The sequence below is a fragment of the Breznakia blatticola genome, assembly GCF_004365815.1.
Taxonomy (GTDB): Bacteria; Bacillota_I; Bacilli_A; order Erysipelotrichales; family Erysipelotrichaceae; genus Breznakia; species Breznakia blatticola.
Genome location: NZ_SODD01000056.1, coordinates 1 through 12,014, shown reverse-complemented (window position 1 = coordinate 12,014; position 12,014 = coordinate 1). Strand labels below are relative to the sequence as shown.

Sequence of the window (12,014 nt, the reverse complement as noted above, 5' to 3'; positions counted from 1 at the left end):
TTTAGTGTGAAAGTATTGACAAAAAAACATCGAAATAAATCGATGAACAAAAGGCAAATGATGATTATGGTTGTTTTTTAGCTTCTAAACTCGGGCGTGAAATATTGTAAAACATGCGTAAATAGTATAAAATGAGAAGGATATAGGATGGTATGACTATGAAAAGTGTCTGGTTTGTCTTAAAAGAAAATCTAACAAATTTTAATCGAATACTTTCGATTTCTAAATATGAGACATTGGCCGATTATCGAGAATCACGCCTTGGTGTTCTTTGGAGTGTATTTAATCCACTAATTCAAATATTTACATATTGGATTGCTTTTGGATTGATCATGCGAAAAGGAAGTCCAGCAACTTCACCAACAGGTGTTGGTATCAGTTACTTGCCTTGGATGGTTGTCGGAATTGCGGTATGGTTTTTTGTGAGCCCATGTATTACAAAAGGGTGTAATGCAATTTATGCAAAACGAAACATCATCACAAAGATGAAATTTCCAATTAGCATATTACCTGCAACCGTTGTGTTTAAAGAGTTATTTAACCACATTGTGATGATTGGTGTTGTATTGGTATTATTACTTTTACGTGGACATGAACCAAACATGTTATGGCTACAAGTATTGTATTACATGTTTTGTGCGGTATGTTTATGTATTTCACTAGGTATGGTTACTAGTGTTTTAAACATGTTTACACGTGATGTGAAAAAACTAATCTCTGCATGTATGCGTATGTTGATGTATTTATCACCAATTTTATGGCCAATTACAGATGTACTAGCAAGTTCAAGTTCACTGGTTCGTTCACTTGAACCATTTATTAAATTAAACCCACTATATTATATTATTGAAGGATACCGTGGATCCTTGTTTTATCAAGATCCAGTTACCATGCATCCATCACAAACGCTGTACTTTTGGTGTGTAGTTGTTGGTTTGTACGTCGTTGGAAGTATCCTAATGTACAAATTTAAACATAAGTTTATCGATATGCTTTAAGAGGTGAAATATGGCAAAAGAAGTTGTTGTTGCTTTTGAGCATGTAGATAAAATCTATACGCTACAAGACAAGAAAAAAAGATGGTTTGGTAATAAGAAGAAATTCTATGCCTTACGAGATATTAACTTTACAGTTACAAAGGGAAGTATTGTTGGGATTTTAGGGACCAACGGAAGTGGGAAAAGTACACTATCCAATATTCTTGCAGAAATCTCATATCCAACAAGTGGGAAAATTACCATTGTTGGAGAGCAAGCGTTAATTGCAATTAAAGCAGGAATGAATGACCAACTAACAGGTATTGAGAATATTAAAATGAAGGGTGCGCTTTTAGGTTTATCAAAAAAGCACATCGATACAATTATTGAAGACGTAATTGCCTTCGCAGAACTTGGAGACTTTATTTACCAACCAGTAAAAAAATATTCAAGTGGAATGAAATCGCGTCTAGGATTTTCAATATCGATTGCACTTGATCCAGAAATACTTATCGTTGATGAAGCTTTATCTGTAGGTGATAAAGCCTTTGCTGCAAAGTGTATGGAAAAGATGTTTGAACTACGCGATTCAGGAAAAACAATTTTCTTTATTTCGCATTCAATTAGCCAAGTTCGCCAATTTTGCGAAGAAGGAATCTGGATTGAAGGTGGAGAATTACGAATGCAAGGTAAGATTAATGAAGTTGCTGATGCATATGAAGTTTATGTAGAAGAATATAAAGCATTAAGTAAAGACCAACAAAAGAAGTTTAAAGCTAAAATTATGGCAGAAAGGACAAGCAAATGAAAAAAGTAATTACGTATGGGACCTTTGATTTGTTTCATGTGGGACATTTAAATCTCTTGCGTCGTGCTAAAGAATTAGGGGATTATTTAATTGTCGCAGTATCAAGTGACCGTTTTAACTGGGTGGAAAAAGGTAAAAAGTGTCAGGTAAAAGATACAGATCGTGCTGCTATAGTAGAAGCGATTAAATATGTAGATGAAGTTATTTTTGAAGATTCTTGGGAACAGAAAGTGGAAGATGTTCAAAAATATGATATTGATGTGTTTGTCATCGGGGAAGACTGGGAAGGTAAATTTGACCATTTAAAACCATATTGTGAAGTTGTCTATTTACCGCGTACAGAAGGGATTTCGACTACGCAAATTAAAGCACAACTAAAACAAGGAGCAGAAAACACCGATGAGTCTAAAGAAGTTTAAGAAGAAAACTAGAAAACGATTGCGAAAAGTGATGCGTTTTGTAAGACGTATCATTACACGTATTTCTAAAGTTGTATATCGAAATATGTACCAAAAAATTAAGGTTGATGATAAAACAGTGATCTTTATTTCCTTTCACGGAAGAGGATATTCAGATAATCCAAAAGCAATTCATCAATACTTAATGAATCATCCAAAATACAAAAATTATACATTTGTTTGGGCGGTGAAAAAGTTTAAGATTACAAAAATTCCAAATGCGAAAATTGTTCGTTATAATGGGTTGAAATATTTCTATTATATGTCAAAAGCAAAATATTGGATTATTAATTGTAAGATGCCAAAACATATTATTAAGAAAGATAATCAAATCTATTTACAAACATGGCATGGAACTCCATTAAAGCGTTTAGCGCATGATATTGTTCGACCAAAGGATAAAGAGATTACATACTACCGTAGTGGTATGAACTTTGATCAAATGGCTTCGACATACGATAATGATGTAAGTAAATATAACTACATGATTAGTCCAAATGCATTTAGTACGAAAGTATTTCAAAGTGCATTTCGCATCAATCGTGAACGTTTAATTGAAACAGGATATCCTAGAAATGATTATTTAACAAATGTAAGTGAAGAAGAAGTACAAGCGTTAAAAGAAAAGTACAACATTCCAGAAGGAAAAAAAGTATTGCTCTATGCACCAACATGGCGTGATAATTCATATACTGAGCGTGGATATACATTTGAACTACAAGCGGATTTCCATAAGTGGAAAGAAGTGTTAGGTGAAGAATATGTCTTATTGTATAAACCACATTACTTGATTATTAATAAATATAAGAAAGATGAAGAATTACGTGAATTCTTACGTAATGTGCGCGCAGGTCGTGACATTAATGAGTTATATGTAATTGCAGATGTACTTGTGACTGACTATTCAAGTGTATTCTTTGATTATGCAAACCTAAAGCGTCCAATGTATTTTTATATGTTTGATTTACAGGAATACGCTGAAGAGTTACGTGGATTCTACTTTGATATTCACAAAACATTACCTGGAGATATTATTCAGGATGAAGATGAATTACTTGCAAAAATAAAAGCAGGAAACTATGATTACTCTCGTTTAGAAAGCTTTAATAAAGAATTCAACAATCTTCAAGATGGTCATGCAAGTGATCGTGTTGTGGATATTGTATTTGAATAAGCGATTCATACAAATTAGAAAGTGAAGGTGATAACATGAAACTTAAGAAAATCATACTTGATGTTATTTTGAGTTTTTTTCGCCTTTTTTTAGTTTTTGTAAAAGTTGATCCAAAAAAGATTACCTTTGTTTCTTTGGAACATGATAGTCTTGCTGGTGATTTTCGCTTGATTTCTCGTGCCTTAGAAAAAGAAAATGAGACAGAGTTGGATAAATATCACTTAACATATCTACTCACAAAATTTGAGAAAACACTATGGGGGAATATTCAATATTTCTTTACGTGTATTAAGCAGTTGTTTGTGATTAACTCAAGTGCACTTGTTTTACTTGATTACAATAACTATGTTGTTAGTAAGTTTAAACGTAAGGAAGTCAAAGTATTACAACTTTGGCATGCTACTGGAGCAATTAAACAATTTGGGAATATGGTAGATAGAGATTACAAAATCAATAACTATGATTATGTCATTAGTAACTGTGAGTATTTTGTAAAACCATATGCACAAGCATTTCATGTAAAGGAAGAACAAGTCATGGTGACAGGTATTCCAAAAACAGATCGCTTGTTTCACAAACGTAAAATTGAAAAAGATCGCAACGCGATGTATAAGCAATATCCAGAGTTGAAAGGAAAAAAGGTAGTACTTTATGCGCCGACGTTCCGTGGACGTCTCATGCAAGGTTTTCGCGATGGTCAAGTGAATTTAGATAAGATTATTGAACAACTTGGTGAAGAGTATGTCATCTTATATAAGATGCATCCATTACTTGCAGATAAAACAATTGATACGCATCATCATGTCATTTGTTGCAACGGAATGAGTATCAAAAAACTATTTTCAGTTACGGATGTTTTAATATCTGATTATTCAGCAATTATCTTTGATTTTTCAGTCTTTGATAAGAAGATGGTATTCTATGTGCCAGATATTGAAGAGTATGCAAAAAGTCCTGGTTTCTTTGTAAATTATGAGCAAGAAATGCCAGGAGCGATATGTACAAGCGAACAAGCTGTAGTAGATGCAATTCAAGCAGAAGATGAATATCAAGAAAAACGAAAAGCATTTCGTGATAAATTCTTTGCGTATCAAGATGGGAAATCAATCAAACGTGTTGTTGCATTAATTGATCAAATTATGGGAGGTAAGCTATGATGAAACGTTTATGTAGTATCGTATGTGTAATTGCCCTTCTCATATTTACAAGTAGTTGTGCCCTTATTGAAGGTGAAAAGATGATCTGTTCATACAAGACCAATAACTATGAAGTGAAATATCGTGGTTCAAATATTATTCAAGTCCGTATTTCTAGACAATATATTTTTGAAGGTGACTTTGAAGCAAAGGTTGAACAAAAGAAAGAAGAAATCCAAGCATATGAAAAGAAAATCTTACGAAATCCAGGAATTACTTCTGAGATTGTTCTTGATCGCGCAATGGTAGAACATATCATTACTGTGGAACTTGATGGATATGATTATGTAAATGATCCATTCCATTTATTTGATGTTACATTGACAGAGGATGATGTAAAAGATGTAGAGGCATTGCGTCAACGTTTAGTTGATCAAAATTTCTACTGTGATCCAATTGTCCCATAACATATATACTAAGCTCACATGGTGGGCTTTTCTTTTTTTGTAAGGAAGATAGAAAAGAACCACTCTTTCGAGTGGCTCTTTTCTGTGTGTGTTTATAAAGGGATAGAAATGTATGTAATAGGGATAACATACATGCAAGGCTCTCGCCTTACTCATAGATAATACGATAGTTATATATTGTAAATATCGCAAAATTATGGAAAAAAATGGGATATGCATATGTATTTACATTCTTTATCATATAGTAAAATATATGTTGCAAAAATCCTTTATTTATCGCATGATATGTATAAAATAGGAGATATTATTGATGAATTCACACATAGAAAGAAATTCCCAATTATTGGCTTGGTATGGGGATATAAAGCGCTTACTTCCTTGGCGGATTACCAAAGATGCATATAAAATATGGATTAGTGAGATTATGCTTCAACAAACACGAGTAGAAGCAGTGATTCCATATTTTGAAAGGTTTATCACAAAATTACCAACACTAGAAGCTTTAGCGATGGTAGATGATGAAACGTTGTATAAATTGTGGGAAGGTCTTGGTTATTATCGACGTGCACGGTTTTTAAAAGAAGCTGCAAAAGTTTGCATGGATACATATAATGGACGGTTACCAAATACCTACAAAGAATTACTAACCCTACCTGGTGTTGGTATGTATACAGCTGCAGCCATTGCTTCTATTGCTTTTGACCAAGCAGTTCCAGCAGTTGATGGAAACGTACTACGTGTATATGCACGCGTGCATGTTTGTGATTTTGATATTGCAAAAGAAAAAACAAAACGCTTTGTCTTTGAAGAACTCCAACAAGAAGTAGATCCAAACAATCCAGGTGATTATAATCAGGCAATGATGGAACTAGGCTCACAAGTTTGTATTGGTAATGGAACCCCTAGATGTAATATTTGTCCAATTGCATCTTCATGTAGCGCATACAAACAAGGCTTACAAAATAGTTTACCAGTAAAAAGCAAACTTAAGGAACGTCGTAAGCAAAATCACACCATTTTAATTTTACGTAAAGATCATATGTATTACGTACATAAACGTACAAAGGGAATACTCATGGAACACATGTATGAGTTTATGAATATCGAGCACGTGTTAAAAAAGAAGGAAATTGAACAGTTGATTGATCCCATGTATGGCATTGTCAAAATAAAGAAGTTTACTTCTCATACACATGTGTACTCTCATGTAGAATGGAATATGCAAGCATATGTAATCGACGTAAAGCAAATTGATGATCACTTTGTATCATGGCAAATGATTCAAGAAAAGCTACCAATGGCAGGAGCCATGAAGAAGTTTATCCAGGAAATAGAAAAAGAGACTTCATAGGGGGTGAAGTCTCTTTTTCATATTGTGTTTATAAGGGGATTTAAATGTATGTAATAGGGATAACATACTTGCAAGACATTATTTCTTGCATGCTCTAATATATACAATACCATTGTTTTAATTTTCGAAGAACCTTGTGAAAAAATGTGATAGAATATATTACATATATAACAAAAGAATGTTGTGTATAGATATTACAAAAAATGACGTATAGGATATGAGTTGTTAGTTTATTATAGAAGGTCTATAATAACTAAAAAAGGAGAGAAATATGGGAAATTATTTAATTGTTAGTGACGTAACTGCTGATTTACACATGGATGTTATTGAGCGTTACGATGTAAAGATGATACCGATGATGTTTATGCTAGATGATCAAGAGTATCAACAAGACGCAGATTTTAAAGTATTTCATGAATTGGATTTTTATAATAAATTGCGTGCAGGTTCAACAGGATCGACTTCGCAAATTACACCATATGCATATATTGAGTATTTCACACCGTTACTAGAAGCAGGACATGATATTTTATACATCGTCTTTTCTAGTGGCTTGAGTAATACATATCAAAGTTCACAGATCGCTTTACAGGAATTAAAAGAAAAATTCCCTGAACGTAAAATCTACTTTATTGATAGTTTAGCTGCAAGTGCTGGTGAAGGGTTTCTTGTTTATTATGCTTGCTTAAATCGTGAAAAAGGAATGACAATTGAAGAAAATGCAACATGGATTGAAGAAAATCGTTTACATATAGCCCACTGGGTAGCTGTGGATGACTTACATCACCTTGCTCGTGGGGGAAGAGTATCTGATGCAACGGCAATTGTTGGTAGTGCATTAAGTATTAAACCAATTTTACATGTTGATGATGAAGGACATCTTTTGAATGTCGCAAAAGCACGAGGAAGAAAGAAATCACTGAATAAGCTTGTGGAGAAGATGGCACAAACGGCAATCAATCCAAAAGATCAATTAATTATGATTTCACATGCAGATGCTTTAGAAGATGCAACGTATGTAGCAAACAAAATTCGTGAAGAAATGGGAGTTAAAGAAATCTTAATTTCTGATATTGGACCTGTAATTGGTTCACATGCTGGTCCAGGAACAATCGCACTATTCTTTTTTGCAAGTACAAGGAGTTAATATATGACAAATACAACAGGCATCACTATTCAAAAGACCAATGAGAATGATTTACAAAACATCCAAAATCTTTGGAATGATGGGGAAGTCATGAAATATGTAGGTTTTCCTAACGGATTGCAAATTAGTGAAGAAAGCATACATAATTGGTATATGCAAAGTAAGCAATGTCAGGATAACAGACAAAATCATTATTCGATTTATGATAAAGAACTTGGATACTGTGGTGAAGTTGCATATTTTATGATGAAAGATTCAACACTTGCTGCATTAGATATTAAACTAGTACCTACGGCAAGAGGAAAAGGAATTGCATACGAAGCAATTACTTATGCAATCAATCAAGCCTTTCAAGCAGGTAGTAGTCTTGTATGGGTGGATCCGCATCCAGATAATCAAAAAGCAATTGTCTTGTATGTGAGACTTGGATTTCAAAGAAATGAAATGCCAGAACGTGTAAAAGCTTTTGAAGATGTTGAAAATATGCAACATGTTCCTGTATATATGGAACTAACAAGAGAAAATTGGCCTTCACGTATCTATCATATGTTACCAAAAGCCGTGTATGAAAGTTGTAAGGATCAAGAATTCTATACGCCTGAAGATTATGCACAAGATGGCTTTATTCATTTTTCTTTGAAAGATCAACTGATACGTGTTGCACAAGCATGTTATAGCAAGTATGAAGAAATGTTAATATTTGAAGTAATAGTTAATGATGAAATACGAAAATCATTAAAAATGGAAGGACTTGAAGGTGAGGTGTTTCCTCATCTTTACATGCCTCTTCCATTAGCAAACGTACAGTCTATTCATCGCATCTACAAAGATGCAAATGGTCAATTTGCATTGGATTTCTAATATCAATAAACACAAAAAGCACGGGGAGTTCCTCGTGCTTTTATCATAGATACTATAATTGTTTATTTTTGTGTTTTAAATTTACGTCGTAACGAAATAAGAATTACACCAAAACTAGTTAACCAAGCTAGAGATAGTAGGTTTGTATTTGTACTATCTGCAGTGTTAGGTGCTTTGCTAGGTTGTTTTGTATTTGTATTATTTGCATTAGATGATACATCTTTGTTTGGTGTTGTGTTATTTGCATTCGAATTTCCTTGGTTAGAAGAATTTCCTGGTTGGTTTGATGAATTGCCAGGATTTGAACCTCCAGTTTGCTTACGTACCAAACCATCAATGGCTTTGTTTAATGTTGTAGCATACCCATCTACTGTTGCTTGTTCGGTAATGTTTTTACCAAATTCAAGATCCATTAGTGCTTGTTTTAACACTTCTAAACTTTCTAGCGTATAGATTGTTAAATCATCAGGGATTCTTGCGATTGCTTGATCGACTTTTGAGTAATCTGCTGCACGATATGTAAGTTGTGCTGTTGCATCTTCAATCGTTTTAGCATATTGATCCACAAGTGTTTGCTCTGTAATATTCTTGTTGTAGTTTACTGCTGCAAGTGCATCAGTAAGAACTTGGACACTTTCAGGTGTGTAAAGAGTTACATCTGCTGGAATATTATCGATTGCTGTATTTACTTTTGTGTAGTCAGCAGGTTTATAGACAAGTTGCGTAATTGCATCTTCGATTGCTGTAGCATATCCATCAACAATACTTTGCTCGTGAACTTCTTTATTGCGAATGACTGCATCTTTTGCTTGTTGTAAGTTTGCAACACTCTCATCTGTGTATACTGATGTATCTGCTGGAATTTTTGCGATTGCTTCATCCACTTTCGTATAATCAGCATATTGAATTGGTGGAGCAGGTTTTACTGTTAGTGCTGCAACTGCATCCTCAATTGCTTTTGCATACCCATTTACAGTTGTTTGTTCGGTAATATCTTTCCCACGAACAACAGCATCTAATGCATCTTGTAAGTCTTGTACGCTTTCATCTGTATAAATACTTAAGTCTGTAGGTATACTTGTTATTGCGGTGTCAACTCTTGTGTAGTCTGCATCCTTATAAACAAGGTTTTGAATTGCATCTTCAATTGCGGTTACATATCCATCTACGATGAGTTGTTCGCTTTTATCTTTATCGCGAATGACAGCATCTAATGCATCTTGTAGAACTTGACGTGATGCATCTGTGTAGAGTGTTAAATCACTTGGAACGCTGGCAATTGCTGTGTCCACTTTTGTGTAATCTGCTTTCTTTGAAACAAGATTTTGAATTGCATCTTCAATTGCAGTTGCGTATCCATCTACAACCGCTTGTTCGCTTTTGTTTTTCCCACGAACAACTGCATCTAATGCATCTTGTAAGTCTTGAACACTTTCATCCGTATAGTTGCTTAAATCACTAGGAACTTTCTTGATTGCTTCATCAACTTTAGAATAGTCCGCTACATCTACCTTGTCTTCTTTAATAAGAATTGCACCTTCACCTGTGCCAAGACGTACTTCATTGATGACTGGTCCTAGTGTGTTATCTGCAAGTAGACGACGATAGTTTCCATCAAGTGGAATACTTACACGGTTTGCTCCTACGTTTGCAATTCCACCTTTTGTGCGTTGACAGAAATTCGCCAATACAAGTGCATTGTCATATTCACGTCCAATGACTTCATAGTTGTTAACAGCAAGTGTTGGGTTTTCTGGGTCAACATGACTTTGATACAAGAAGAAACGATCTGTATTTTCTTTTCCCCAATAGTCTTTCGAACTACGAACTACTGGATTACCGATTGGATAATCATAGTTTGCATACCAGTGTGTCGTACTAAATGTGTTGTTGATGTTTACCCCATAGCGTGATGCAGAACCTTGATTTACTGCAAAGTATGCATTATCGTGATTCATAATGTATTGAACTGCAATAATGTGTTGCATAAATCCGTGCCACTCAGAATCATCTTCAACTGGGTTGTTAAGGTTTGCAGGACGTTGTGTTGGAAGTACATTGGTTTGTGAGTTCATAAACCATGTATTTCCTTTTTCCATACTATCGTAAACCTTCTTCATATCATTCAAACGTTCTTTGTTGATGTTTCCTGATGATGTTAAGTACTCAACGATCATTTCATCGTAGTCTTGACTACCTAAAGCATCAACATAGATCCCTTTATAACTATTTAGAATATATCCTAAGTCAGCTCCATTTGGTGCTAAACGAATTTCTTTTCCTGCAATAGCAGTCAAGTTACTTTCGTGTTCATAACGCATATCTAAGATATCTTGACTCACTTGTGCTACAGCATCATCAGCATTTGTAATTCCTAGATTTTTCAATTCAATGGTTTCTTCTAGACGAATATCAAATTCTCTACTTATAGTTCCATCAAATGTATCTAAAATAAATCCATCAAGATATTTACCGTTTTCTTTACTTACTGTAATTTGCATTTCCATAAATGCTTGTGATGCATCACGGAATACTTGTGATGTTGGATTAATGTTATACATTTTTCTAGCTGCATCTGGTTTATTCCATGCAGAAGGAACACGTGCCTCCTTAAGTGTCTTTGCAGAACCGTTAGGTCCATATCCTGGAATTAATGCTTTTCTAAAACTACCCGTATTGCTGTCGTATGAACGAGTTGTAATCCATGTATCTTCATCGAAGTGATAATAAAGTTCTTCAACATCGATTCCTCTTGCAATACACCAATCTTCCATATATTTTTCAGTTGAAAAAGCAACTGAGTTATATGCAAAATATGCATAAAACTGAATATCAGGGTTGATTGCTGTAAATCGATCATATACATTTTCTGGCATACCCTCATTGTACAATCCAATAATGACATCACGGTGTTCAGCTAGCCAACGAATTTCCGCATCATCTGGATTATTGGTAATGTGATCATGACCATAATCAAAACCAAACATCTTTAGTCCATATGTAGATCCTGTTGCTTTGTATGTCGAGATTCCATCTTCATGCTCTGAAGCAAGAATTGGAACACTTTGGACAAGTAAAACTGCAATAGTAAGTAACATAATTGCTAGTTTATGGACTTTGTGTTTGAAAATAAACTTCCTTTTTCTCATTTCTACCTCCTCTAAATACTAAACCTAGTACTACTTATTAAGACAAGCAGAAACTAAAAAAGTCTCATTTTCTAAAAAAACTGAACGAAATGCAATGATACATACTCACTTAGAAGTAGGATAACATATCAATGTCTACACACTTTTTCGTATTTACAAGCAACATTTTGGGTATATGTTTTTACTTTCGTGTATAGTTTTGTTAAAGTATGTTTATTAAGTGTGTAAATCAAGGAAATAGAAATGCTGTGTGAGGTCAATAATGGGCTACTTTTTGTAGTGCATATTTTATGTGTTTTTTAAACATGAGTAAGATCAAATACAAGCAAATGATGATTCGTTTGCTTTTTTTACGTTCCAGAGAAAAAACTTAAAAAAAATGAAATAAAGTGTAATGTCATTAAGTTAAGCAATAGAATTGTAAGAGGAGTCAATTAATTTTGACCCCTCTTTTTTTCTATTGACTTTTACTACAAAATTTGGGCG

At 34.0% G+C, this 12,014-nt stretch carries 10 protein-coding genes; 9 read left to right on the top strand and 1 reads right to left on the bottom strand.

The annotated features are described in order from the left end of the window. The first annotated feature begins 158 nt into the window (after positions 1-158). The 9 genes from EDD63_RS10635 (at position 159) to EDD63_RS10595 (ending at position 8,379) form a co-directional block, all read left to right on the top strand. The gene (locus EDD63_RS10635) at positions 159-998 is read left to right on the top strand and encodes an ABC transporter permease (RefSeq protein WP_134171270.1); all 840 of its coding nucleotides are present in this window, start codon (positions 159-161) and stop codon (positions 996-998) included. A gap of 10 nt (positions 999-1,008) precedes the next feature. Next, positions 1,009-1,785, top strand: coding sequence for an ABC transporter ATP-binding protein (locus EDD63_RS10630; protein WP_134171268.1), 777 nt, complete (start codon positions 1,009-1,011; stop codon positions 1,783-1,785). Then, positions 1,782-2,204 carry a glycerol-3-phosphate cytidylyltransferase gene (gene tagD / locus EDD63_RS10625; protein WP_134171266.1) on the top strand — a complete coding sequence of 141 codons (423 nt, stop codon included), beginning with the start codon at positions 1,782-1,784 and terminating at the stop codon, positions 2,202-2,204. Before EDD63_RS10630 ends, tagD begins: the two co-directional genes overlap by 4 nt. Beyond that, positions 2,185-3,417, top strand: coding sequence for a CDP-glycerol glycerophosphotransferase family protein (locus tag EDD63_RS10620; protein ID WP_243833770.1), 1,233 nt, complete (start codon positions 2,185-2,187; stop codon positions 3,415-3,417). Before tagD ends, EDD63_RS10620 begins: the two co-directional genes overlap by 20 nt. 35 nt (positions 3,418-3,452) lie before the next feature. After that, positions 3,453-4,574, top strand: a complete 1,122-nt coding sequence (locus EDD63_RS10615) for a CDP-glycerol glycerophosphotransferase family protein (RefSeq protein ID WP_134171264.1) — start codon at positions 3,453-3,455, stop codon at positions 4,572-4,574. Then, the gene (locus EDD63_RS10610; RefSeq protein WP_134171262.1) at positions 4,571-5,020 is read left to right on the top strand and encodes a hypothetical protein; all 450 of its coding nucleotides are present in this window, start codon (positions 4,571-4,573) and stop codon (positions 5,018-5,020) included. The genes EDD63_RS10615 and EDD63_RS10610 overlap by 4 nt, the downstream gene beginning before the upstream one ends. Before the next feature lie 310 nt (positions 5,021-5,330). Continuing rightward, positions 5,331-6,371 carry an A/G-specific adenine glycosylase gene (mutY, locus tag EDD63_RS10605; RefSeq protein ID WP_134171260.1) on the top strand — a complete coding sequence of 347 codons (1,041 nt, stop codon included), beginning with the start codon at positions 5,331-5,333 and terminating at the stop codon, positions 6,369-6,371. A 271-nt stretch (positions 6,372-6,642) separates the two neighbouring features. After that, positions 6,643-7,518, top strand: coding sequence for a DegV family protein (locus tag EDD63_RS10600; RefSeq protein WP_134171256.1), 876 nt, complete (start codon positions 6,643-6,645; stop codon positions 7,516-7,518). Between the two features lie 3 nt (positions 7,519-7,521). Next, positions 7,522-8,379: a GNAT family N-acetyltransferase gene (locus EDD63_RS10595; protein WP_134171254.1), complete on the top strand. Its 858-nt coding sequence runs from the start codon at positions 7,522-7,524 to the stop codon at positions 8,377-8,379. A 62-nt stretch (positions 8,380-8,441) separates the two neighbouring features. On the opposite strand, the gene EDD63_RS10590 is transcribed toward EDD63_RS10595, so the two are convergent. Beyond that, entirely contained in the window at positions 8,442-11,528 is a 3,087-nt protein-coding gene (locus tag EDD63_RS10590) for a hypothetical protein (RefSeq protein WP_134171252.1), read from the bottom strand. Positions 11,529-12,014: the final 486 nt, after the last annotated feature.